Raw genomic sequence first — 22,762 nt, 5'->3', positions numbered from 1 at the left:
GGGGCGCCATCCGTTTCGCGGGATATCACTGTGCGGAAGCAACCCCGGAGTGGCCCGTTCCGTCTGGGAGAATGGCCAAAGCCATCATTCGAGATAGAAGGACGTGTCGTGGCTCAGAGCGCGCAGAGCAGCACCGAGACCGACTGGGTCTCCCGTTTCGCGGACGAGGTCATCGCCGAGGCGGAGCGCCGAGCCCCGGGCAAAGCCGTCGTCGTCGCGTCCGGACTCTCCCCCTCCGGCCCGGTCCACCTGGGCAACCTCCGCGAGGTCATGACCCCGCACCTGGTCGCCGACGAGGTCCGCCGCCGCGGCCACGAGGTCCGCCACCTCATCTCCTGGGACGACTACGACCGCTTCCGCAAGGTCCCCAAGGGCATCCCCGGCGTCACCGAGGAGTCGCACGCCCAGCACATCGGGCGCCCGCTGACCGCCGTCCCCGCCCCCGAGGGCTCCGCGTACCCGAACTGGGCCGAGCACTTCAAGGCCGCCATGGCCGAGTCGCTGGCCGAGCTCGGCGTCGAGTACGACCCGATCAGCCAGACCGAGCAGTACACCACCGGCGTCTACCGCGAGCAGATCCTGCACGCGATGAAGCACCGCGGCGACATCGACGCCGTCCTCGCCCAGTACCGCACCAAGGTCAAGCCGGGCGGCAAGAAGCCCCAGCAGAAGCAGGTCGACGAGGCCGAGCTGGAGGCCGCCGAGGGCTCCGGCGCGGCCGCCGAGGACGACGGCAGCGCCGGCGAGGGCGGGTACTTCCCGTACAAGCCGTACTGCGGCCAGTGCGGCAAGGACTTCACCAAGGTCACCTCGTACGACGACGACACGACCGAGCTGACCTACGTCTGCACCGAGGACGAGTTCACCGAGACGGTCAAGCTCAGCGAGTTCAACCGCGGCAAGCTCGTCTGGAAGGTCGACTGGCCGATGCGCTGGGCCTACGAGGGCGTGATCTTCGAGCCCTCCGGCGTCGACCACTCCTCGCCTGGCTCCTCCTTCCAGGTCGGCGGCCAGATCGTCCACATCTTCGGCGGCGAGCAGCCGATCGGCCCGATGTACGCCTTCGTCGGCATCAGCGGCATGGCGAAGATGTCCTCCAGCAAGGGCGGGGTCTTCACCCCCGGCGACGCCCTGAAGATCATGGAGCCGCAGCTCCTGCGCTGGCTCTACGCCCGCCGCAGGCCCAACCAGTCCTTCAAGATCGCCTTCGACCAGGAGATCCAGCGCCTCTACGACGAGTGGGACAAGCTGGAGGCCAAGGTCGCGGACGGCACCGTGCTGCCCGCCGACGCAGCCGCGCACGCCCGCGCCGTACGCGTCGCCTCCCACGAGCTGCCGCGCACCCCGCGCCCGCTGCCGTACCGCACCCTCGCGTCGGTCGTCGACATCACCGCAGGACACGACGAGCAGACCCTGCGCATCCTTTCCGACCTGGAGCCGGAGAAGCCGCTCACCTCCCTCGACGAGGTACGGCCGCGCCTGGACCGCGCCGAGAACTGGATCACCACCCAGGTCCCGGCCGACCAGCGGACCCTCGTGCGCGAGGACGCCGACACCGAGCTCCTGTCCTCCCTGGACGACGAGGGCCGCGAGTCCCTGCGCCTGCTCCTGGACGGCCTCGACTCGCACTGGTCGCTCGACGGACTGACCACGCTCGTCTACGGCGTCCCGAAGGTCATGGCCGGGCTGGAGCCTGACGCCAAGCCGACCCCCGAGCTCAAGGTCGCGCAGCGCACCTTCTTCGCCCTGCTCTACCGGCTCCTCGTGACCCGGGAGACCGGGCCGCGACTGCCCACGCTGCTGCTGGCGGTGGGCGCGGACCGCGTGCGCAAGCTGCTCGCCGTCTGACACCCGCCGCGGGCCGTGGCCAGGCACGCGGAAGGGCCCGCACCCCGAGGGGTGCGGGCCCTTCCCGCGTCCGCGTCCGGCGAGTCGGCCGCTAGGCGATGTGCTCGTTCTCCAGCTCCCGCTGGTAGCGCAGCTTCAGCTGCGGGAAGATCTTGCGGATCAGCGAGCCGCTGCGCGGGTGGACCACCCCGTAGCGGTCGGCCAGCAGTATGTCGAGCTGCTCGGCGGTCAGCACCTCGCCGCTCTCCACCAGGTGGGTGCGGAAGACCTCGTACGCCGCCTCCGCGAACTTCTCCGCGTCCCCGTCGACGTCGGCTCCCGCCTCGGCTGCCGGGTCCGCCTCGGAGCGGGGACCGGGTACGGGCACCTGCGTCTGCTGCTCGTCCGGGCCCATCGGGGCCAGGACCGGGGTCGGCTCCAGGCCCTCGACGTACTGCGGGTTGTAGCCGCCCTCGTACGCGGCCTGCGGCGCCAGCGGCGCCGCGAACCAGGCGCTGTTGTGGGCGGCGGGCATCGCCGTCGGGTCCACGGCGAACGCCGGCGGGGTGTGGGCGGCCGCTGCCGAGGACGCCGCCTGCTGGGCCTGGGCCTGGGCCGCGGACTGCTGTGCCTGGGCCTGCTGAGCCGGGTCCTGCTGCTGGAACTGCTGGGCCTGCGCGCTCTGCCCGTCCAACTGCGGGGCACCCGCCACGGCACCCGTCACCGGGGCCTCCAGAGCAGGAGCCGCACCCGCGAGCTGCTGCTCCAGCGGAGGCAGCACCGCCGGGTCGATCCCGGTCGCCGCCAGCGCGTCCGGCGTCGTCTGCGAGAGCGGGACACCGATCCGGGCCAGCTTCAGCGGCATCAGGGCCTCCACCGGCGCCTTCTGCCGCCAGAAGCGCCCGTACCGCGCCTGCAGGCGCGCCTGGTAGATCAGCCGGTCCTGCTCCATGCCGATCGCCTGCTCGTAGGAGCGCAGCTCCCACAGCTTCATGCGGCGCCACAGCTTGAACGTCGGCACCGGCGACAGCAGCCACCGCGTGATGCGCACGCCCTCCATGTGCCGGTCCGCCGTGATGTCGGCGATCCGGCCCACCGCGTGCCGGGCGGCCTCCACCGTCACCACGAACAGGATCGGGATCACGGCGTGCATGCCCACACCGAGCGGATCCGGCCACGAGGCCGCGCCGTTGAACGCGATCGTCGCAGCCGTCAGCAGCCACGCCGTCTGGCGCAGCAGGGGGAAGGGGATCCGCATCCAGGTCAGCAGCAGGTCCAGAGCCAGGAGCACGCAGATACCGGCGTCGATGCCTATCGGAAACACCAGGGAGAAGCTGCCGAAGCCCTTCTTCTCCGCGAGCTCGCGCACCGCGGCGTACGAGCCCGCGAAGCCGATGCCCGCGATGACGACGGCTCCGGCGACCACGACACCGATGAGTATTCGGTGCGTACGAGTCAGCTGCATCGCGGCCACCCGCGATCCCCTCCCCTTGTCGAGCACAGACCGAGCGCTTACCGCGCCTTTACGGAGCTGCGGCAGGCACAGCGTACGGGTGACCGGAAGTCAGCGCTCCACGAGGCCCCGACCTGCCGCCGCTCCTACTGGGGCTGGGGGGACTGGGGCTGCTCCGCAGGCTTGTTGGCGCCCGCGACCGAGCCCACGGCCTCCTTGGCCGCGGTGATCGCGTCCTGGAGCAGCTTCGCCTGGTCCGGGGCGCCGGCGCCCTCGTAGGCGGCACCGTTGTAGTCGAGCGTGACGACCACGTTCTGGGTGCGCGCCACGATCGTCGTGTTGAAGAAGTCGACGTCCTTCTTCACCGAGTAGACGATCGACGTGCCCTGGTCGCCCAGGCCCTCAGCGGCCTCGGCCTTCACGTTCTGCGCGCCCTCGGAGGCCTTCGCCGCCTCGACCTGCTTGCCGTACTGCTCCTCGGCGCGCTTGTTGGCGCCGCCGAGCGAGGCGTGCGAGTCGGTGCGGAAGAAGGAGAGCGACAGCCAGCGGTACTGCGAGCCCTTCAGACCGTCCTCGTCCAGGCCGTTCCAGGAGCAGCTGGCGCGGGTGGCCAGGTCGTTCGACTTGGTCGCCGTACCGTTCTTGTCCTTCGCCTCCGGGACGAGGGTGTCTATCGTCCCGGCCTGGAGCGCCTTGCAGGGGTCCGGGAGCGTGGCGAAGGCGGCCTTCTCCAGCTCCGGCTTGGGCTTCTCGCCGGGCTTCGAAGAGGCGGACGAGCCGGACTTCTTCTCGTCCTTCGCGGCCGATTCCTTGCCCGAGTCGGACGAACACCCGGCCACGGTGAGGATCACCGGGACGGCTGCGCAGGCGAGAACGCGGGTGAGGCGCGAGGCTGATCGGTGCATGGTTCCTTCAGTGCTCGGGGGTCTTCTTCGGACGCGGGACCCGGTCAACGGTAGCCCGACCGGGCGTCGCACTGCTGTGCGCGCCGTCACGTGGGGGTGTGGGGCGCCCCGCTCACTCGTTGAAGCGTTCGGCGAGAGCCTGCGCCAACTGCCTTGCCCTGTCCTGGGTTTCGCCGCTCGGCGGGATGGTGCCGGGCAGGGTCGGCTGCACGCTGTATTCGACCTTGACGATGACATTCGAGGTGCGGAACACAATCCGCACGGTGCGCGACTGCGCGGCCGTGGCCCCGGCGGCGCTCAGCTTGTCGTCCAGGAACGCCTCGGTGCCGAGCCCTTCCAGGACGCGGGAGCCGAGCTCGGGCTGGGCGGACGGACTGGTGCCGGGAGCGGGCGTCCCCGCGGCCGGTGCCCCGGCCGACGGTGCCCCGGCCGACGGCGCGCCGCTCGCGGGCGGTGCGGCGGGCGGGGGCGGGGAGGCGGCGGGGCCGGCCGGGTTGGCGGCGCCCTGGCCGGGGGTGGTGGCGGGGCCGGGGAAGGGCAGGTGCGCGTCGGTGAGCAGGCGGACGTAGACCTGCTTCGCCTTGTCGTCGTCGCTGGCGGCGCCGCGGTCGTAGGAGACCACGCGCTCGAAGCCGACGGACAGCAGCCGGGTCTCCTCGGGGGTCTGCGAGGTCCAGCGGCAGCCGACGTGCCGGTCGCCGTCGTACGAGGCGTCGGCGACGCCCGCGTACAGCTGGTCGCGCTGTTCGGGGGTGAGGCCGTCCGGCTCGGGGAGCATGGCCTTGAGCTTCTTGCTGTCGGCGGCCGCCCTGCAGGGCGCGGGCAGGCTGCGGTACTTCCCCGGCTGGGCGGGCGCGGCGGAGCTGCCGCCGGCCTTCGAGTCGCTGGTGCTTCCCCCGTCGCTCGCGCCGCTGCACCCGGTCAGGCCGGCCGCACCGGCCGCGAGCGCGGTGAGCATCGCGAGGCCGGGCAGGACTCGCCGTACCGCTGTGCGCTGCACGTCCACTGGCTCCCTTCGACCGGCGGGCCCCCGACGGTCAGGAAAATGCGTTGCCGCGACTTGGGCGCGGCTGGACACAATGTCTATCGCACACGCTGGTGCTGGCGCCGGTCCCCTGTCGTATTTGGGATCAAGAGCGAGGCTTTTGCGCATTCTCACCTTTCTGTTGGTTTCGGGGGATTGATTCCTATGTCGTATGTAGAGGTACCGGGGGCGCAGGTCCCGATCCGGATGTGGACCGACCCGGCGTCGGTCGAGGCGGGAGCGATGCAGCAGCTCCACAACGTCGCCACGCTTCCGTGGATCAAGGGCCTGGCGGTCATGCCGGACGTCCACTACGGCAAGGGGGCCACGGTCGGCTCGGTGATCGCCATGAAGGACGCGGTCTGTCCGGCGGCGGTGGGCGTGGACATCGGCTGCGGGATGTCGGCGGTGAAGACCTCGCTGACGGCGAACGACCTCCCGGGCGACCTCTCCAAGCTCCGCTCGAAGATCGAGCAGGCGATCCCGGTGGGGATGGGCCTCCACAAGGAGGCGGTGGACCCGTCGCGGCTCTACGGCTTCTCGGTGCCGGGGTACGAGGACCTGTGGAAGCGGTTCGACTACCTCACCGATGCGGTCAAGTTCCGTCAGGAACGTGCCACGAAGCAGATCGGAACGCTCGGATCCGGGAACCACTTCATCGAGTTCTGTCTCGATGAGTCAGGTTCGGTCTGGCTGATGCTGCACTCCGGCTCCCGGAACATCGGCAACGAGCTCGCCGCGCACCACATCGGCGTGGCCCGGGGTCTCGCGCACAACCAGAACCTGGTAGACCGGGACCTGGCGGTCTTCCTCGCGGCGACGCCCGAGATGGCGGCCTACCGCAACGACCTCTTCTGGGCGCAGGAGTACGCGAAGTTCAACCGCGCGGCGATGATGAGCCTCTTCAAGGAGGTCGTCCGCAAGGAGTTCCGCAAGGCCAAGGTCTCCTTCGACCGCGAGATCAGCTGCCACCACAACTACGTGGCGGAGGAGCGGTACGACGGCATGGACCTGCTGGTCACCCGCAAGGGCGCGATCCGCGCCGGCAGCGGCGACTACGGGATCATCCCCGGCTCCATGGGCACGGGCTCGTACATCGTGAAGGGCCTCGGCAACGAGAAGTCCTTCAACTCCGCCTCGCACGGTGCGGGCAGGAAGATGAGCCGGACGGCGGCGAAGAAGAAGTTCTCGGCGCGCGACCTGGCGGAGCAGACCAAGGGCGTCGAGTGCCGCAAGGACTCGGGCGTCGTGGACGAGATCCCGGGCGCGTACAAGTCGATCGAGCACGTCATCGACCAGCAGACGGACCTCGTCCAGGTCGTGGCCAAGCTCAAGCAGGTCATCTGCGTCAAGGGCTGAGGCCCGGGCGCGGCTGTCGGGGGAGTGGAGGGGCCCGGACCGATCACGATCGGTCCGGGCCCCTCCGCGTCGAGCTTCAGGCCTTGCCTGTGCGCAGGCGCCGGAGTCGCATGGTGCAACTCTGCTCGGTCCGGTCGAGTGCGACGGCTGCGGCGGCGGGGTCGTTCAGCCGCGAAAGGGTCTCGTCGTCCTGTGGACTCCACCTGCGGCAGGGTGGGGCCGCCCGCATGCCGAGGGCCGCCGGGCTGAAGCCGGCGGCCCTGATGCCGCACCTGAAGAGTGCCGGGGTGCTGTAGGCGGACGACCTAGAGCTCGCGGTGGACCTTCGTGTTCGAGGCCTGGGCGCGGGGGCGGACGACCAGGAGGTCGATGTTGACGTGGCTGGGGCGGGTCACCGCCCAGGTGATGGTGTCGGCCACGTCGTCGGCGGTGAGGGGCTCGGCGACGCCCGCGTAGACCTTCTCCGCCTTCTCCGCGTCGCCGCGGAAGCGGGTCTTCGCGAACTCCTCCGTCCGGACCATGCCGGGGGCGATCTCGATGACGCGTACGGGCTGGCCGACGATCTCCAGGCGGAGGGTCTCGGCGAGGACGCGGGCGCCGTTCTTGGCGGCGACGTAGCCGGCGCCGCCCTCGTACGTGGCGTGGCCGGCGGTGGAGGAGAGGACGACGACGGTGCCGTCGCCGGAGGCGGTGAGGGCGGGGAGCAGCGCCTGGGTGACGTTGAGCGTGCCGATGACGTTGACCTCGTACATGGTGCGCCAGTCGGCGGGGTCGCCGGTGGCGACGGGCTCGGCGCCGATGGCGCCGCCCGCGTTGTTGACGAGTACGTCGCAGCGGTCGAGGGAGGCGGCGAGGGCGTCGACGGCGGCGCGGTCGGTGACGTCGAGGGCGTGGGCGGTCGCGGGGTGTCCGGCCTCGGTGAGCTCGGCGGCGAGGGCCTCGATGCGGTCCTTGCGGCGGGCGGTGAGGACGACGTGGTAGCCGGCTTCGGCGAGCTGCCGGGCGGTGGCCGCGCCGATGCCGCTGCTCGCGCCGGTGACTACGGCGGTTCGGGTGCCGGCCGTGCTCATGTGCGTGCTCCTCGGTCGTTCGTACGGGCGATTAACCGCCAGCATAGGCGCGGCCGGGTGGCTCAGCGGCCGCGCGGGGCGTACATGATCACGGCCATTCCGGCGAGGCAGACGAGGGCGCCGGCGATGTCCCAGCGGTCGGGGCGGTAGCCGTCGGCGACGGCGCCCCAGGCGAGGGAGCCGGCGACGAAGACCCCGCCGTAGGCGGCGAGGACCCGGGCGAAGTCGCCCTGGGGCTGGAGGGTGGCGACGAAGCCGTAGAGGCCGAGGGCGATCGCGCCGGCGCCGATCCAGGCCCATCCCCTGTGTTCGCGCACGCCCTGCCAGACGAGCCAGGCGCCGCCGATCTCCAGGAGGGCTGCGAGGGAGAAGAGGGCGGCGGAGCGGGCGATCAGCATGGCTCAAAGGTACGCAGGGCAGATGGGGGAGGGCGCGCCCTCGTTCGTGTGATGGTCCGACTTTTCGGGGCGGGTGGGGGCTAGCCTCCGCGCGAGACGCGAGGAGGTGGTGGCGGTGCGCCGTGTCGCCGTACGGAGTGTGGTGGTGGCGGGGTTGCTGGCGCTCGGGGCGGGTGTGCCCGGGCCGGCGCAGGCGTGGGGTTCGGGGTGGGCCGGGCCGGAGGCCGACGTGTCGTACCGCGGCCGGGTGGCCCTGTCCGGGGCGCAGCTGCGGGTGTGGCTGGTTCCGGAGAACGACGGGCCGGCCGCGCTGCCGAACGCGACGCTGCGGGTGCGGCTGTCGGCGGACCTTGCGGACCGGCAGCAGCTGGCGGAGGGCTGTGCGCGGGCCGGTCTGCGCGAGGTGGTGTGCGAGACGGGGCCGTTGCCGCTGCACGGGCGGGGCCGGCACGTGGGGCTGGCGCTGGAGCTGCGGGAGCCGGCGGCGGAGGTGGTGGTGCGGGTGGACACGTGGTGGAACGGCGGTGCGACGGACCGGAACCGCGCGAACAACGAGCACGTGGTGCTGGCTCTGGACACGGGTGACGCCTACGCCTTCTAGGGCCCGGAAGGCGCGGGCGTCCGGTCGGGCCTTCCGTCAGGCGGTGCCGAATTCGACCAGTGCCTCGTCGACGATCCGCTCCAGGCGGGCGTGGTGGGCGCCGCGCCAGTAGACGCGCTCGCATTCGGTGCACTGCGCGAAGACGTCGTAGGAGCGGTGCGTGCCGTGTTCCAGGCGGTCGCCGACGCTCTCCTTGTCGGCTTCGTGGAGCGGCCCGTTGCAGGCGGTGCAGCGGGTCCACGGGGCCAGGGCGGGTGCGAAGCGGCCGAGGACGTCGCGCAGTTGCTCGTCGGGGTTGTCGCTGTAGACGTACGCGCCGGCGAAGATCTCGCGGCGGCGGAGCAGGCCGCGGTCGCGGGAGAGCAGGACACGCCGTTCGGCGGCGGAGCGGGTGGCGAGGGCGGGGTCGCCGATGTCCTCGTTCTCGTAGGCGGCGTCGACGCCGAGCAGGCGCAGGCGGCGGGCGAGCGTGCCGAGGTGGACGTCGAGGAGGAAGCGGAGCGGGGCGCCGGTGATCTGTTGGGGGCGCTCGACCCCGAACACCTCGACGTTCTGGCCGTCTTGGGGCACGTAGGAGACGGGGACCTCCTGGCCGTCGACGAGGAGGCGGCCGACCTCGGTGAGCGGGACCCCGGCGGACTCGACGACGTGGCCGAGGCTGGAGGCGCCGTCGGTCGCGGTCGGTACGCGGTCCGTGCGCCGGCTGGGCGGGGCGAAGAGGCGCAGTTCGGGCGCGAGGGTGAGCTGAATGCCGGGTCCGTTCACCCTGTCAGCATGCCATTGCGGGGTGGGTGGTCGCGCCTGATTTCAGGAGGCCGCGGCGGCCCGGTCGTAGGTGTCGCGGTGGGCGCTGACCTCGTCGAAGTGGTTCTCGGCCCAGACCTTCACGGAGGAGAGCAGGCAGCCGAGGCTGCTGCCGAGGTCGGTGAGCCGGTAGTCGACGCGGACGGGGACGGTGGGGGTGACGTGGCGGGTGATGAGCCCGTCGCGTTCGAGGGAGCGCAGGGTCTGGGTGAGCATCTTCTGGCTGACGCCGGGGATCTTGCGGCCGAGGTCGCTGTAGCGCATGGAGCGGTCGTCGGCCTCGCCGAGGGCGCTGACGATGAGGCCGACCCACTTGTCGCTGATCCGGGCCAGCAACTGGCCGGTGGGGCATTCCTTGAGGAAGGCGTCGTAGGCGGAACGGGCTTCCTCGCGGCGGGCCGCGGCGGTGCTGGTGGCCATGGGCACCCACTTCCAGGTCCGGTACGCACCTTGGAGTACGCACTTACGAAAGGAGAGTACCTCTCCCTAGGTTAGTGGTCATCGGAACGAGCGAAGACGACGGAACGGGGAGAACGATGACCGAGCGGACGAGTGCCGGGCGGACGATGCTGGCGGCCGTGGTGACCGGGTTCGGCGGCCCGGAGCGGGTCGAACTGGCCGAGGTGCCGGTGCCGCGTCCGGGGGCGGGCCAGGTCAGGATCCGGGTCGTGGCCGCCGGGCTCAACCCGGTGGACGCAGGGGTCCGCGCCGGGATCTTCGGCGGAGCCGGGCAGCGGCTGGGCCTCGGCTGGGACGTCGCCGGGGAGATCGACGAGACCGGCCCGGAGGTGACCGGCTGGAACCGCGGCGACCGGGTGGTGGGCCTGCACTACGGCACGGTGAAGCCGCTGGGCACGCACGCCGAGTACGCGGTGCTCGACGCCACCGCCGTGGCCGCCGCACCGGCCGACGCTGACGACCTGGCCGCGGCGGCGCTGCCGCTGGCCGGCCTGACCGCCGCCCGCGCCGTGGAGCAGCTGGGGCTCGCCCCCGGAGCCTCGGTGCTGGTCACCGGCGCGGCGGGCGTGGTCGGCGGCCTGGCGGTGCAGCTCGCCGCGCGGGCCGGCCTGGTGGTGACGGCCCTGGCGGGCCCGGGGGACGAGGAGCTCGTACGGTCGCTGGGCGCGGCCGCCTTCGTCCCGCGCGGCGGGGCTCCGGCCGGGCCGGTGGACGGGGTCCTGGACGCGGCCGTCCTGGGCGGGGCCGCGCTGGCCCTGGTCCGCGACGGCGGGGTCTACGTGGGACTGATCCCGAACCACGCCCCGGCGGCGGAGCGCGGGATCCGGGTGGAGGAGCAGGAGGTCGCCGCGGACGGGGAGCTGCTGGCCCGCCTGGTGTCCCTCGTCGAGGAGGGCGCGCTCACCCTGCGGGTCGCGGACGTCTTCCCGCTCGCCGAGGCGGCGAAGGCGCACGACCGGCTCGCGACGCCGGGCGTGCGCGGCCGGATCATCCTGACGGCGTGACCGCGGGCCGCGGCCCCACCCGGTAGCGCCAGTCGAGGCTCGGGTGGGGCACGCCGGGCGGGTACTCGAAGTCGACCTCGCCGAGGCATTCGAAGCCGGCGCGCCGGCAGACGGCGTTGGAGGCGGGGTGGTCCGTTCCGGGGAAGGCGTGCACCCGGTCGCGGGAGCCGTGGGCCCGTACGTAGGACAGGAGTTCCGCCAGGGCCGCCACGGCCAGCCCCCGGCCCTGGAACTCGGGCAGGATGCCCCAGCCGGCCTCGTAGACCGGCTCGCCCCGCCACTGCCGCTCCCAGAAGCCGATGGCCCCGGCGCTGTCGCCGGAGGCCTCCAGGACCACCCGGAACATCCGGCCGGCGGCCGGCTCCCGCGCACTCAGGGCCTCGTAGCGCCGCTGGCGGTCGCGGAGCCGCTCGTCGGACTCGGGGCCGCCGAGGTGCTCCGTCATGACCGGTTCGTTCGTGCGTTCCAGCAGCCAGAAGTCCCGGTCGGACCACGGTTCGAGTCGTAGGCGTGTCTTCTCCACGGGCCCACCCTACGGACGGTGCAGGAGGGGTGCCGGCCGGCCGGTCCTGATGTCCCCGTCCCGGCCGGGAAGCCTGCTGCCCGTGGCCGTTGACCGCACGTCAGGGGTCGGTTTCGCGGTGTGACGAGGGGTGTCGGGCGCCGAGATTTTGTTCGCGTGTTCGCGCCTCGTCCGGGCGCCGGGGATCCGGACAGCGCGCACCCCTCGGGTTCTGCCTCTCCCGCGGCGTGGCTGACCTGCGCCGGTCCCCCGGGCGGAGCGCGGGTGGCGCGCCGAAATGGAAGACCGACGAGCCGGATATCGGACACTGAATGATCAATTCCAAACGCCAACGATCCCTGTTGCAAAGGGAATTGACCTTTGACTTCCGATCGGCGTGGCCTAGCCTGGCTCTCAGCCGACCGGGGGGAAGGGCTTCGGCTGCCCTGCCCTCTCACTGCATCAGTCACCACCCGAAGAGGGGGAGTAACGAGTGCTCAGTAAGAGGATTTCGGCCGGATTCATCGCGATGGCGGCGGTCGTCGGCGTCATCGCCGCGGCGCCGTCCGCATCGGCCGTGGACCGCACCTGCTACGACGGCAATTTCTGCATCTACAAGGACCGGGACTACTCCAAGAACAACTCGATGTACCGGACGAAGTACGAGTCCGCCCGCTGGGACATCGACATGCCGGCCGTGTACGAGGCCGACAGCTCCTGGTGGAACCGGCGTGGCCAGTCGTCCAAGACCTACGGCGGTCGCTGGATGTCGTTGGGCGTCGAGATCTGTCTCATTCCCGGCGGTTCCGTGAACTACTACTGGGACGCCAACGACGATGGTGCGAGCAACACGCTGAACGACGGCTCCCGCTGCTGACCATCGCTCGAAGGCCGGGCCCGCCCCCGCCGCGCGGGGGCGGGCACGGCCGCACCTTCCGGAGGACACGGACATTGAACAAGCGCACCCGGGTTGTGACGGCGATCGCGGTGGTGGCGGTCTTGGCCGGCTCCGCCACAGCCTGCTCGGAGGAGTCCCCCAAGGACATGGAGACGGCCCGAAGGGCGCAGGCCGCGCTCGACAGCGCCGGCGAGGCGCTGGATCAGGAGCGTGAGGCCGAGACCAAGCTGATCCGCAAGTGCATGAACGACCAGGGCTTCAAGGTCTTCCCGTCCGACGGTGCCAACAGCAACAAGGGCCAGAAGCGCAGCGAAGACCTCACCCCGTCGCTCGAGACGGCGCGCGCGGTGGGCTACGGCGCGGACCCGCGCCGGTCGGAGAACCAGAAGGCCCAGGAGGTCGGCGACGACTTCGACGCGTTGCCCGAGGACGTCAAGCGGGCCCACAGCATGGCCATGGACGGCTACGTCGACAAGCCCGAGGGCGGGGTCGAGTTCGACTTCGGCGGCGGCAAGGTCATGGTGCCGTCGAAGGGCTGCCGCGGCGAGACCCTCAAAGCCGTGTACGGGGACGTGAAGGAATACCTGCGCCTCAACTGGACGGTGTACAACACCGTGAAACAGGACAGCGCGCGCATTCTCGCCGACGACGACGCGTACCAGAAGGCGTTGTCGGAATGGGCCTCCTGCATGAAATCCGCCGGCTATCCGGAGATTCCGACTCCCGAGAAGGCCAGGGAGGCGGCGCTTTCGCATTATGCGAATGTTCCGGACGGTGACACCGCCGCGCTCGACAATGCCCAGCGTGCCGAGATCAAGCAGGCCACCACCGATGCCGAATGCGGTACGAAGGTCGGGCTCAACACGAAGGCGCGGGAGGCCAAGAGCAAGGCGTCCGCCGATTCGCTGGTGAAGCACGAAGCGGAGATCACCGCCTGGCTGGAACTCGTCACGAAAGCCAAGGGCAGGGCACAGGAACTACTGCGAGAGACGTCCTAACACCGTGATGAGCCTCGAACACCCCGAGCGCCCCGAACGGTCCCAGCCGACCGAGCCGGCCGGCGGGCGGGCCCGGCGCAGGTCCAGGCGGGGCCTCGTCATCGCCGCCGCCGTCATCGTGCTGTTCGGAAGTTCCGGATCCGTCTGGTGGATCGCATCCCAGGCCAGAACACCCGAGCAGCGTGCCTCGAACGCCGCGGCGCCTCCGCCCTCCCGCATCACGGGGAAGGTCTCCGACCAGCAGCTCGTCGAGAAGATGGAACTGACCGGGAAGGTCGAGACGGCCTCACGGACGACCATCACCGGCGTCCAGCCGCAGGGCACCAGCCGCGCGGTCGTGACCGCCCTGCCCGCGACCTCGGGCAAGAGCCTCAAGGCCGGCGCGGTCGTCGCCGAGGTGTCGGGCCGCCCGGTCCTCCTCCTTCCAGGACGCTTCCCCGCGTACCGGGATCTGAAGGCGGGCGACAAGGGCCCGGACGTGCAGCAACTGCAGCGGGCGCTGCAGCCGTTGTACGGGACGGCCGTGAACGGCACGTACGGACAGGCCACCGTCGAGGCGGTGCGCAAGCTGTACGCGGCGGCCGGGTACGAGGCGCCTTCCGGGCAGGAGCAGGGGCAGGGGCCGAGCCAGGGCGCCAGCGGGGCGAGGGGTGGCGGGGCCGCGGCCCCCCGCGGCGGCGCGGAGACCGACGGTGGCACGGGTGCGGCCCCCGCTGCGAACGGAGCCGCGAGCACGGCGCCCGCCCGCGGCAACGACGCGCCGCCCGCCTCCGGGGCAGCCAAGCCCGGGGAACTGCTGCCGGCCGCGGAAGTCGCGTACGTCAGCGCCCTTCCCGCCACGGTGGTGCAGGTCACCGCGGTGGTGGGTGACGCGGCCGACAAGCCGCTCGTCGTCCTCGGCAGCGGCGGCCGCCAGGTGCGGGCGACCCTCACCGCGGACCAGCGCACCCGGCTGCGCGATCTGCCGGACGACGCTGTCATCCGCTTCGGCACCGGGCCCTACGAGGGCCGGGAGGGCAGCCTGGGCTCCCTCGCCGACCCCTCGGACGCCAAGAGCGGCGACCAGCAGCAGGGCAACGCGAAGGCGGGCGGACAGGACGGCGGGGGCACCTCCGGCGCCGCGGGTAACGCGGGCGCGGGCGCGGGAGCAGGAAATGCCAGTGGCGGGGGAGGTGGGGGCGGCGGTGGAGCGGGCCAGCACGAGGCGCTGTTCGTCCCCAGCGGCTCGGAGGCCAAGGAAGGGGCGGTCCAGCAGATCAGCGTCGAACTGCGGCGCAGCCCCAAGGGCGCGCTGACCGTGCCGGTGTCGGCCGTCTGGACCGACCTCGGCGGCGCGTCCACGGTCACCGTCGCCGAGAACGGCAAGGAGCGCAACGTCCCCGTCGAGGTGCTGTTCACCCATGAGGGCCTCACCGCGCTCAACGCGCTCGACGCGAACCTCGGCGCCGGCCAGACGGTCGTCCTCGTGCGCCGTGGAAAGGCCGCGGACGGCTCCGAAGGGGGCTCCGATGGCTGACCCGGCCCCCGTCATCGAGATGGCCGGCGTCGCGAAGACGTACCCGGGACCGCCGCCCGTGCACGCGCTGACCGACGTCACCCTCGACATCCGGCCCGGCCGGCTCGCCGCCATCGTCGGCCCGTCCGGTTCGGGGAAGTCCACGCTGCTGAGCGTGCTCGGGCTGCTCGACGTCCCCACCCGCGGCCGCTACCTGCTGGAGGGCAGGGACACCACCGACCTGTCCGAACGGGCCCGTACCGCCCTTCGGGCCTCGACGCTCGGCTTCGTCTTCCAGGCCTTCCACCTGGTCCCGCACCTGACCTGCGTACAGAACGTGGCACTCCCGCTCGTGCACCTCGGTGTGCCCCGTGCCCAGCGGCGGCCCCAGGCCGTGGCGGCCCTGGAATCCGTAGGACTCGGGCACCGGCTGGACGTCAGGCCCACCACCCTGTCGGGCGGGGAGCGGCAGCGGGTCGCGGTCGCGCGGGCGATCGTCCACCGGCCGGCCGTCGTGCTCTGCGACGAGCCGACCGGCAACCTGGACACCGCCAACTCGGCCCGCGTCATGGACCTGCTGACCGGACTCGTGGCGCAGGACCGGGCCGTCGTCGTGGTCACGCACGAACCCGACGTGGCGGCCCGCGCCGACCGGGTGTTCAAGGTGGTGGACGGCCGTGTTGCGTAGGCGCGGGACGCGCGAGCCCTCCGCGGAGGGGACGGCGGCCCCCCGGACGTCCGCCGCGGACCTGCTCGTCCAGGCGTTCCTCGCACTGTTCGGCCGCCGGTTCCGCACCCTGCTGACGATGGTGGGCATCTCCGTGGGGCTGGCCGCGGCGCTCGCGACGCTGGGCATCACCGCCAGCGCGGCCGGCGCCGTCTCCGACCAGTTCGACTCCCTCAAGGCGACCCGGGTCACGGTCAAGTACCCGTCGGAACCCGTCGCGGGGATCCGGCCGAGGCCCGACGGCGGCGACACCCAGCAGGTACGGGGCCTCAACGGGGTCCGCACCGCAGGTCTCGTCAGCAAGGCCGGTGAACAGCCGCTGGTCTCCAGGCTGTCGTCGGGCACGTCGAACGACCTGCCCGAGGGCACGGTCCTGGCCGCGCAGCCCGACGCACTGCTGGCCATGTCGGCCGAACTCACGCAGGGCCGGTGGTTCGACACCGGGCACGACGCGCGGCGGGAACGGGTGGCCCTGATCGACACGGCCGCCGCGTCCCGGCTGACCGTCGACGGCGGTGCCGGCAACTCCGTGATCCACGTCAACGGCGTCGCGTTCAGCGTGCTCGGCGTCTTCCGCGCCCCCTCCGGCGACACGAACCTCACCGGCTCCGTGGTCGTCCCCTACTGGGCCGCACTCCAGGACCCGGCCGGGCTGAGCTTCGCCCCCGCGGAAATGATCATCCGTACGGATCTGGGCGCCGCCGACCAGATCGGCGCCGAGGCCCCCTTCGCCCTGGCCCCGGGCGCCCCGGACAAGCTGGTCGCGCTGGTGCCCCCGGACCCCCGGTCCCTGCGCCGGGGCGTCGAGTCGCAGACCCGGGCCCTGTTCCTGGGACTGGCCGCCGTCTCCCTCGGCGTGGGGGCGCTCGGCGTCAGCAACACCGCTTACGTGTCCGTACTGGAGCGGCGCTCCGAGATCGGCCTGCGCCGCGCCCTGGGCGCCTCGCGACGGGCGGTCGCCGGGCAGTTCTGCATCGAGAGCGGCCTGGTCGGGCTGGCCGGCGGTGTCGTCGGCACGGTACTGGGCATCCAGATCACCGCCGTGACCTGCCTGGCCAAGAACTGGCTGGTGGTCCTCGACCCCGCCCTCACGTCGGCGGGGCCGCTGGTGGGCCTCGTGGTGGGTCTGGCCGCAGGGCTGTACCCGGCCCTGGCGGCCGCCCGCATCCTTCCCGCCGAGACGCTTCGCGCGGGCGTCTAGCGGGCGCTCGGGCGGGCGGACGCCTGAGCGGGCGGGCGCCCGCGCGGGCGTCCGGGCGTCAGCTGCGCTGGAAGAACTCCACCTCCGCGAGGGCGAGGGGGCCTTGCGGGGCCGAGCCGGCGGGTTCTTCGAGGGTCAGCCGGATCGTCGTGGCGTCGCTGATGCCCGTGGGGAACGTCTGGGGTCCGGGCTTGTCGCTGAGGACGAGCTTCTTGTGGACCGTGGCGCCGTCCCGGTCCGTGACCTCCATGTCGATCCGCAGCGCCCGTCCCTGCTTCGCGTACTCCTCGGGTGCCGGCGAGGCACCGTTGGTGACGATCACGGCGACCAGGCGGAACGGCTTGCCGAAGGTGTACGTCGCCGAGGTGCCGGGTCCGGGCGCGCCCCAGTAGCGGTTGCTGAGCCCGTCCGTGCTCTGGCCCACCGGGTGCCCGGGGAGTTCGGCGCTCGCCCGGACGCGGGTCGGGGTCACCGCCTTGGCCTTGCCGAGCTTGTCCAGGGTGTCCTGCACCAGGTGGCGTCCGGCCGGCAGGAGCAGGAAGCCGGCCGCGCACAGGGCCAGTACGACGGTCAGGACCACCAGGAAGCGGACCATCCGGCCGGAGCCGGCGCGTGTGCGGCGGCGGAACGGCCAGACCGTGCGCCACCAGGGGAGGGGGGCGGCGGCGGTGGAGGGCGTCAGCGGTGTCGCGCAGCGGCGGCAGAAACGGCGGTCGGGCGGGTTGGGTGTGCCGCAGGCCGGGCACGGCACGCCGGCGACGTCGTCGTTCACCGCGAGGGGACGGATGACGGGACGCGGTGCGACGGGCATGGCGGGCAGCACGGGAGCGGGGGACGCTGCCGCTGGGGGTGCGGGGGGCCGCGGCGCGGGCGGTGCCGGGCGTGCCGGAGCCACGGGCGCGGGCCCGGCGGCTACCGCCGCCCCCGAGGGCGCGACCGGTCCGGGCTCGGCGGGCGCCGCCGCCGTCCGGCCGGCCTCGGACGCGGCCCCTGCAGGCTCGGCGGATTCGGCCGCGTGCGGCTCTGCCCCGGCGGGTGCGGGCCGGCCGGGCCGCCTGCGCGGCCATGCCCACCGCCGGTCCGCGGCAGGGCCGGACTCCGTCCCGGCGGGCGCGGCCGCGGAGGGCCCCCTGCGCAGCCGGGAGAACCACCGATCCGCAGCGCCGGGCGCGGGTGCGGCCGACTCCGCCCCGTCCTCCGTCGCACTCTCCTGTGCGGCGCCCTGTCGGGGGTTGGCCCCGTGGGGGGTGTCCTGCCGGGACGGCGTTCCGCCGCGCGGGGTGCCTTCTTGTTCCGTGCGCCCGTGGGGTGTTGTGGCCTCGGGCGTACCCTCCCGGGCGGTCCCGCCCTGCGGTGCGCCGCCAGGGTGCGCCGGATCCTGGGCGGCGCCCCTCCCGGGCGTGCCGCCCAGGGGTGCTGCCTCCTGCGTTGTGCCCGGTCCGGGGGTTCCGGTCTGAAGGGTGGGTTCCTGGGGCGTCCCGCCCAGGGGCGCTGCTTCTTGTGCTGTGCCCCGTCCGGGGGTCCCGCCCTGCAGGTGGGCCTCCTGGGGCGCGGTGCCTCGGACCGTGTCCTGCCGAGGCACGTCGGCGCGGGGGGCGCCGCCCAGAGTGGTGCCCTCCGCGTTCGTGCCCTGCCGGGGCGTGCCGCCCTGGGCCGCGGCCTGTCGGGGGGCGCCTTCGTGGGGCGTGGCCCCGGGGTGCGCCGCCCCTTCGGCCGCCCCCGGCCGGGACGTGCCGCTTTGAGCCGTCCCGCCCCGGGCCGCCCCCTGCCGGGCCGTGCCCCCCTGGGGGGTGGTCTCCGGGGTCGTTCCGCCCTGGGCGGTGGCCTGTTGGGTCGTGCCTCCTTGGGCCGTGCCCTGCCGGGCCGTGCCCCGCTGGGGGGTGGCCTCGGGGGTCGTTCCGCCCTGGGCGGTGGCCTGTTGGGTCGTGCCTCCTTGGGCCGTGCCCTGCCGGGCCGTGCCCCGCTGGGGGGTGGCCTCGGGGGTCGTTCCGCCCTGGGCGGTGGCCTGTTGGGTCGTGCCTCCTTGGGCCGTGCCCTGCCGGGCCGTGCCCCGCTGGGGGGTGGCCTCGGGGGTTGTCCCGCTCTGGAGGGTGGTCTTCGGGGTCGTTCCGCCCTGGGGGGTGCCCTGTTGGGTGGTGCCTCCCCAGGGCGCACCCGCCTGGGTGGCCGTCCCGGGGTGGGGCGTGCCCCGCTGGGGGGTCGCCTCTTGGGCTGAGGTGCCCTGAGCCGGGGCGGCCTGGTGGGTGTCCTGACCGGTGGTGTCGTTCTGGGGCGTTGCGTCCCCGGGGGCGCTCCCCTGGGCAGTGCCTTCCCGGGGTGTGCCGGCCTGGGCCGTACCGCTGGGGTGGGTGCCGTCCTGGGGCATGCCCTGCCGGGCCGTTCCGCCCTGGGCCGCGCCCCGGGGCGTGTCGCTCCGGGCTGGGGCCGGCTGGGGTGGGGCGGGCTGAGGGGTGGGCCCCTGGGCAGTGTTGTCCCCGGGTGTCCGACGCCGGCCCGTGGCTCCCGGGGGCGGTCCGCTTCGGGCCGGACCGGTCCGGCCGGGCGTCGTGCCCTCGGGGGCGTTCCCCTGGGCCGGAGCGGCCTGGGGCGTGCCCTGCTGGGGGGCGGGCTCCTCGGCAGGGGGTGCCGTTGGGGTGGGGGAGGACCAGTTGAGGTAGGCGCCGCAGTTGGTGCAGAAGTCGTCCGTCGGGGCGTTGGAGGCCCCGCACGCGGGACACGTACGCATGGCCGTCAGCTCCCTTCGGGCGCGGGCGGGCCGGGCAGGATCTCCACCCGGCAGACCGTGTGCACGGGGCACAGGGTGCGGACGAGTGCGCGGACCCGGTCGGCGTCCACCCCGTACGGGGCGTCCGCCTCGCGCGGCCACACCCGTACGAGGACCTCGCCGGCCGCCACGGGGGTCGGCTCGGTGCCGGCCGTGCGGGACCAGACGGCCCCGCCGTCCCCGCTGACGTCGGCGGACACGCCCAGGACCAGGCGCAGGGCCTCCACCAGGCCGCGCCGGGTGCCCCGCCACCGGTGCAGTTCCACCGCGCGGGCCACCGCCTCGCGCCGCAGTGCGGTCGGCCAGTCGGCGTCGTCCGCGGCGCCGACCCAGGAGGCCAGCCAGGACAGGAAGTCGGCCGGGGCCAGCCGGGGGTCGAAGTACGCGGGCAGGTTGTCGAGGGTCGTGAACATCGGGGCCAGGACCGTGTCCAGGCCCGCCGTGAACCGCTGGGCGAAGTCGTCGTCGGCGTACAGCGCGGGCAGCTGCTCGCCGATCGGATGCCGGCTGGGGAGGCCGGGTACGGCGGCCCGGTTCATCCGTGCACCCCCGTCCCCGGCTCGGGCTCGGTCACGACCACCTGGTGCTGGTAGGAGAAGACGAGCGTGCCCGCGCCGATGTCGATGCGGTCGACGGGTGCGCCGCGCCGTCCCGTGATCGGGTCGGCGGCGAACAGCCTGATCTCCTCCACCAGCACGTCCCCGACGGCGCGTTGCAGTACGCCGAACACCTCGCCGTACTGCACGGGCCGGCCGAACGGCCAGCCGGTGCCGTCGGGTCCGCCGTGCAGCGGGTTGAGGTGCCGGAACAGTGCGGCGAGCGCCGCGTCGCGCACCCGGTCGGCGTCGGCGGCGGGCGCCGACAGGCGGGCGACGACGGTGACGCCCTGGTAGACGGGGGGTTGCACGACGAGGCCGGTGCCGATCAGGCGCCTTTCGTCGAGGGTCGTGGTGATCGCGGCGAGGACCTGGTCGGAGGGGATCAGCTGCTCGAAGCGGAGCCGGTCGCCCTCGTCGGCGACCGCGTCGGGCACCACGAGGACGCGTACGGAGCCCGCGCCCTGCCCGCCGTCCGTGGCGGGCAGGCAGCGCACGCGGCGCACCGAGGGCGCCGCCCGGCGGGCGATGATCTCGTAGTCCTCGGCGGTGACCGCGCGTTCCTGCATGCGCAGTGCCTCGGGAGCGCGCAGCTTGGCGTTGTCGATGGTCTCCCCGGCGACGCCGCCGCGCGCCGCCTCCCGGTTGACGACCCGGGCTATGTACGGGACGGAGCTGCGCAGTACGGAGATCGCGCCGCGCGAGACGTTGCCCGCCGGGCCGCCGCCCGTGCGGTAGCGGGCCACACGGATCTGGGAGCCCTTGGGCGGTACGGCGCCGCAGGGGCGCAGGCTGCCGTCGGCCTCGCGCAGCACCGGCGGGAAGGAGAACTCGCCGGTGGTGGCGTCCACGCGGACGTGCCGGTCGTCGGGCCCGGAGCGGCCGAAGTGCTCGACGACGTCCCAGCGCTGCCAGCCCTCGGGAGAGGACACCTCCACCACCGGGGGCTCCCCGTCGAGCAGTACGGGCGGGCGGCCGAGGCGGAAGCTCTGCCCGGCGACGCCCTCGGACGCGCCGAGCGGTACGTCGGCGACGCGCTCGGCGTGCTCCACGGTCATGGTGCCGCCGACGGTGAAGACGGCGGCCTCGCGCACGGTCGGGGATTCGGAGTAGAACGGCTGGCCGGGCTCGGGCTCGGTGACCCGGCAGCGCAGCCAGCCCGCGCGGGTCCCGCTGACCACCGACGCGGTGTGTCCGGCCGGGACGTAGACGATGATCTCGCCGGGCCGGTTGAGGCCGCCGGTGCTGTCGGAGTCGGTGGCGCAGCGCTGCCAGCGGCCGCCGTCCCAGGCCTCCCACACCAGCGGGGGCTGGCGCGGGTCGACGCCGACGCCTTCGACGCGGCTGTCGAGGCGTACCGCGACCACGCAGCGCGGCACCGCCGTCGGCAGGCCGAAGAGCAGGGCGTCGCCGGGTTCGGGCGTCGCCTGGAAGCACGGTATGTCGCGGCCCTCGGTGAGCGCGCCGGTCCGGTCGGCGGGCTCGCCGGTGCGGGGCGCGGTGACCAGTTTCGTCAGCTCGCTGGGCAGGATCCGCAGGTCGTCGGTGGTGGCGAAGACCACGGCCTCCTCGGTGTCGCCGGCCGCGGTGGTCACCTCGGTCGTCACCTCGGTGCCCGCGGGCAGGGTGACGGTGTCGGGCTGGGGTGCCGACAGCCAGAAGTCGACGTCGGCGGCGGCCGCCGCGGGCGGGTACAGCTGGATGCCCAGCAGGTCGAGGAACGCCAGGTAGTTCTTGTCCGGGACCCGGTTGAGCCGGTACAGCAGCTGGTCCACGAGGTAGGCGAACGTCTCGATGAGGGTGACGCCCGGGTCGGAGACGTTGTGGTCGGTCCACTCCGGGGCGCGCTGCTGTACGTACCGCTTCGCCTCGTCGACGAGCTGCTGGAACCGTCGGTCGTCCAGGTTGGGGGAGGGCAGGGCCATCAGTCCGCGACCATTTCCTCGGCCCCCTCCTCGGAGGGGATCGTGTAGAAGGGGAAGACCAGGTTGCGCCGGTCGTTGGTGGTGCGCACCGTGTAGTGCACATCGATGTAGAGGGTGCCCGCCTCGACGGCGTCGAAGGCGACGACGACGTCGTCGACGGTGATCCGGGGCTCCCAGCGTTCCAGGGCCTCGCGCACCTGCTGGGCGACCCGGCCGGCGGTGTCGCCGTCGCCGGGGGCGAAGACGTACTCGTGGATGCCGCAGCCGAATTCGGGCCGCATGGGCCGTTCGCCGGGCGCGGTGCCCAGGACGAGGCGGATGGCCTCCTCCAGTTCGCGTTCGCGTTCGACCATGGCGATGCCGCCGGTCGGTCCGACGCGCAGGGGGAAGGCCCAGCCGCGTCCGATGAACCGTTCGCTCATCACACGCCTCCGATCAGGACGTCGAGGGCGCCGGTGAGGACCATCGCGCCGCACGCCGTCTGGTCGCGGGCGCGGGCGGCGGGCAGCCCGCCGATGAGCACCGTGCCGGAGGCGAGGGCGGCCGGGTTCGGCATGATCACGTTGGCCGGTCCGAGGGCGGCGTGCGGCGGGACCACGCAGACGTGCAGGCTGCCCACGACGGCGGCGGGTCGGCCGCCGATCAGCACCGTGGCCACCCGCGCGGCGGCGCCGGGCGGTGGCGTGGCGAGCCGGCCACCGTGGTTGGTGGGGTCGCCGGTACGGGCTGCGGCTGGCATCGGGTGCTCCTCG

22 protein-coding genes are annotated in these 22,762 nt (G+C 73.2%); 9 read left to right on the top strand and 13 right to left on the bottom strand.

Features of this window, described 5'->3' with window-relative positions:
- Positions 1–108: 108 nt before the first annotated feature.
- Complete coding sequence (gene lysS, locus OHA91_RS16765; RefSeq protein WP_031153569.1) at positions 109–1,848, top strand: lysine--tRNA ligase; 1,740 nt, start codon at positions 109–111, stop codon at positions 1,846–1,848.
- Positions 1,849–1,939: 91 nt separating this feature from the next.
- Here the strand turns inward: lysS and OHA91_RS16760 are convergent, their stop codons facing one another.
- The 3 genes from OHA91_RS16760 to OHA91_RS16750 form a co-directional block, all read right to left on the bottom strand.
- A complete protein-coding gene (locus OHA91_RS16760; RefSeq protein ID WP_328739546.1) occupies positions 1,940–3,301 on the bottom strand; it encodes a DUF2637 domain-containing protein in 1,362 nt (453 codons plus the stop codon).
- Positions 3,302–3,426: 125 nt separating this feature from the next.
- Positions 3,427–4,185, bottom strand: a complete 759-nt coding sequence (locus OHA91_RS16755) for a DUF3558 family protein (RefSeq protein ID WP_051893335.1) — start codon at positions 4,183–4,185, stop codon at positions 3,427–3,429.
- A 112-nt stretch (positions 4,186–4,297) separates the two neighbouring features.
- Entirely contained in the window at positions 4,298–5,185 is an 888-nt protein-coding gene (locus OHA91_RS16750; RefSeq protein WP_031153563.1) for a hypothetical protein, read from the bottom strand.
- Between the two features lie 189 nt (positions 5,186–5,374).
- Here OHA91_RS16750 and OHA91_RS16745 point away from each other — a divergent pair, with 189 nt between their 5' ends.
- A complete protein-coding gene (locus OHA91_RS16745) occupies positions 5,375–6,568 on the top strand; it encodes an RtcB family protein (protein WP_266498714.1) in 1,194 nt (397 codons plus the stop codon).
- A 305-nt stretch (positions 6,569–6,873) separates the two neighbouring features.
- Here the strand turns inward: OHA91_RS16745 and OHA91_RS16740 are convergent, their stop codons facing one another.
- Together OHA91_RS16740 and OHA91_RS16735 are read right to left on the bottom strand one after the other, a co-directional pair.
- Complete coding sequence (locus OHA91_RS16740; RefSeq protein WP_031153558.1) at positions 6,874–7,638, bottom strand: SDR family NAD(P)-dependent oxidoreductase; 765 nt, start codon at positions 7,636–7,638, stop codon at positions 6,874–6,876.
- 62 nt (positions 7,639–7,700) lie between these two features.
- A complete protein-coding gene (locus OHA91_RS16735; RefSeq protein WP_031153556.1) occupies positions 7,701–8,036 on the bottom strand; it encodes a YnfA family protein in 336 nt (111 codons plus the stop codon).
- Positions 8,037–8,151: 115 nt separating this feature from the next.
- Between OHA91_RS16735 and OHA91_RS16730 the strand changes: the two genes are divergently transcribed.
- Positions 8,152–8,637 carry a hypothetical protein gene (locus tag OHA91_RS16730; protein WP_031153553.1) on the top strand — a complete coding sequence of 162 codons (486 nt, stop codon included), beginning with the start codon at positions 8,152–8,154 and terminating at the stop codon, positions 8,635–8,637.
- Between the two features lie 36 nt (positions 8,638–8,673).
- Here the strand turns inward: OHA91_RS16730 and OHA91_RS16725 are convergent, their stop codons facing one another.
- Together OHA91_RS16725 and OHA91_RS16720 are read right to left on the bottom strand one after the other, a co-directional pair.
- On the bottom strand, positions 8,674–9,402 hold the full coding sequence (locus OHA91_RS16725; protein ID WP_031153551.1) for a Mut7-C RNAse domain-containing protein: 729 nt from the start codon (positions 9,400–9,402) through the stop codon (positions 8,674–8,676).
- Positions 9,403–9,444: 42 nt separating this feature from the next.
- Entirely contained in the window at positions 9,445–9,861 is a 417-nt protein-coding gene (locus OHA91_RS16720; protein WP_031153549.1) for a winged helix-turn-helix transcriptional regulator, read from the bottom strand.
- A gap of 146 nt (positions 9,862–10,007) precedes the next feature.
- On the opposite strand from OHA91_RS16720, the gene OHA91_RS16715 reads away from it, so the two are divergent.
- On the top strand, positions 10,008–10,904 hold the full coding sequence (locus OHA91_RS16715) for an NADP-dependent oxidoreductase (RefSeq protein WP_031153547.1): 897 nt from the start codon (positions 10,008–10,010) through the stop codon (positions 10,902–10,904).
- On the opposite strand, the gene OHA91_RS16710 is transcribed toward OHA91_RS16715, so the two are convergent.
- A complete protein-coding gene (locus OHA91_RS16710) occupies positions 10,888–11,427 on the bottom strand; it encodes a GNAT family N-acetyltransferase (RefSeq protein WP_328739545.1) in 540 nt (179 codons plus the stop codon). The genes OHA91_RS16715 and OHA91_RS16710 overlap by 17 nt on opposite strands.
- Before the next feature lie 472 nt (positions 11,428–11,899).
- Here OHA91_RS16710 and OHA91_RS16705 point away from each other — a divergent pair, with 472 nt between their 5' ends.
- From OHA91_RS16705 to OHA91_RS16685, 5 genes are all read left to right on the top strand, one after another.
- The gene (locus OHA91_RS16705) at positions 11,900–12,283 is read left to right on the top strand and encodes a peptidase inhibitor family I36 protein (RefSeq protein ID WP_158714825.1); all 384 of its coding nucleotides are present in this window, start codon (positions 11,900–11,902) and stop codon (positions 12,281–12,283) included.
- A gap of 74 nt (positions 12,284–12,357) precedes the next feature.
- On the top strand, positions 12,358–13,302 hold the full coding sequence (locus OHA91_RS16700; RefSeq protein WP_266498700.1) for a hypothetical protein: 945 nt from the start codon (positions 12,358–12,360) through the stop codon (positions 13,300–13,302).
- Positions 13,303–13,309: 7 nt separating this feature from the next.
- On the top strand, positions 13,310–14,818 hold the full coding sequence (locus tag OHA91_RS16695) for a peptidoglycan-binding domain-containing protein (protein ID WP_328739544.1): 1,509 nt from the start codon (positions 13,310–13,312) through the stop codon (positions 14,816–14,818).
- Positions 14,811–15,485 carry an ABC transporter ATP-binding protein gene (locus OHA91_RS16690; protein ID WP_031153536.1) on the top strand — a complete coding sequence of 225 codons (675 nt, stop codon included), beginning with the start codon at positions 14,811–14,813 and terminating at the stop codon, positions 15,483–15,485. The genes OHA91_RS16695 and OHA91_RS16690 overlap by 8 nt, the downstream gene beginning before the upstream one ends.
- Positions 15,475–16,725 (top strand): ABC transporter permease, encoded by a 1,251-nt coding sequence (locus OHA91_RS16685; protein WP_266498693.1) that lies wholly within the window; start codon positions 15,475–15,477, stop codon positions 16,723–16,725. The genes OHA91_RS16690 and OHA91_RS16685 overlap by 11 nt, the downstream gene beginning before the upstream one ends.
- 58 nt (positions 16,726–16,783) lie before the next feature.
- On the opposite strand, the gene OHA91_RS16680 is transcribed toward OHA91_RS16685, so the two are convergent.
- From OHA91_RS16680 to OHA91_RS16660, 5 genes are all read right to left on the bottom strand, one after another.
- Complete coding sequence (locus OHA91_RS16680; protein WP_328739543.1) at positions 16,784–17,536, bottom strand: zinc ribbon domain-containing protein; 753 nt, start codon at positions 17,534–17,536, stop codon at positions 16,784–16,786.
- Between the two features lie 1,919 nt (positions 17,537–19,455).
- On the bottom strand, positions 19,456–20,028 hold the full coding sequence (locus tag OHA91_RS16675; protein ID WP_328739542.1) for a phage tail protein: 573 nt from the start codon (positions 20,026–20,028) through the stop codon (positions 19,456–19,458).
- The gene (locus tag OHA91_RS16670) at positions 20,025–22,010 is read right to left on the bottom strand and encodes a putative baseplate assembly protein (protein WP_031153526.1); all 1,986 of its coding nucleotides are present in this window, start codon (positions 22,008–22,010) and stop codon (positions 20,025–20,027) included. The genes OHA91_RS16675 and OHA91_RS16670 overlap by 4 nt, the downstream gene beginning before the upstream one ends.
- A complete protein-coding gene (locus tag OHA91_RS16665; RefSeq protein ID WP_030664125.1) occupies positions 22,010–22,432 on the bottom strand; it encodes a GPW/gp25 family protein in 423 nt (140 codons plus the stop codon). The genes OHA91_RS16670 and OHA91_RS16665 overlap by 1 nt, the downstream gene beginning before the upstream one ends.
- A complete protein-coding gene (locus tag OHA91_RS16660) occupies positions 22,432–22,749 on the bottom strand; it encodes a PAAR domain-containing protein (RefSeq protein WP_031153524.1) in 318 nt (105 codons plus the stop codon). The genes OHA91_RS16665 and OHA91_RS16660 overlap by 1 nt, the downstream gene beginning before the upstream one ends.
- Positions 22,750–22,762 lie beyond the last annotated feature (13 nt).

This window comes from Streptomyces erythrochromogenes (assembly GCF_036170895.1).
GTDB classification, from domain to species: Bacteria; Actinomycetota; Actinomycetes; order Streptomycetales; family Streptomycetaceae; genus Streptomyces; species Streptomyces erythrochromogenes.
This window is presented reverse-complemented; position numbering and strand designations above follow the sequence as displayed.

Coding starts and splice junctions, on each gene's coding strand:
- OHA91_RS16755 (WP_051893335.1), bottom strand. CDS start 4,185: ATGCACCGATCAGCCTCGCGCCTCACCCGCGTTCTCGCCTGCGCAGCC.
- OHA91_RS16745 (WP_266498714.1), top strand. CDS start 5,375: ATGTCGTATGTAGAGGTACCGGGGGCGCAGGTCCCGATCCGGATGTGG.
- OHA91_RS16740 (WP_031153558.1), bottom strand. CDS start 7,638: ATGAGCACGGCCGGCACCCGAACCGCCGTAGTCACCGGCGCGAGCAGC.
- OHA91_RS16735 (WP_031153556.1), bottom strand. CDS start 8,036: ATGCTGATCGCCCGCTCCGCCGCCCTCTTCTCCCTCGCAGCCCTCCTG.
- OHA91_RS16720 (WP_031153549.1), bottom strand. CDS start 9,861: ATGGCCACCAGCACCGCCGCGGCCCGCCGCGAGGAAGCCCGTTCCGCC.
- OHA91_RS16715 (WP_031153547.1), top strand. CDS start 10,008: ATGCTGGCGGCCGTGGTGACCGGGTTCGGCGGCCCGGAGCGGGTCGAA.
- OHA91_RS16695 (WP_328739544.1), top strand. CDS start 13,310: ATGAGCCTCGAACACCCCGAGCGCCCCGAACGGTCCCAGCCGACCGAG.
- OHA91_RS16690 (WP_031153536.1), top strand. CDS start 14,811: ATGGCTGACCCGGCCCCCGTCATCGAGATGGCCGGCGTCGCGAAGACG.
- OHA91_RS16680 (WP_328739543.1), bottom strand. CDS start 17,536: ATGCCCGTCGCACCGCGTCCCGTCATCCGTCCCCTCGCGGTGAACGAC.
- OHA91_RS16675 (WP_328739542.1), bottom strand. CDS start 20,028: ATGAACCGGGCCGCCGTACCCGGCCTCCCCAGCCGGCATCCGATCGGC.
- OHA91_RS16670 (WP_031153526.1), bottom strand. CDS start 22,010: ATGGCCCTGCCCTCCCCCAACCTGGACGACCGACGGTTCCAGCAGCTC.
- OHA91_RS16665 (WP_030664125.1), bottom strand. CDS start 22,432: ATGAGCGAACGGTTCATCGGACGCGGCTGGGCCTTCCCCCTGCGCGTC.
- OHA91_RS16660 (WP_031153524.1), bottom strand. CDS start 22,749: ATGCCAGCCGCAGCCCGTACCGGCGACCCCACCAACCACGGTGGCCGG.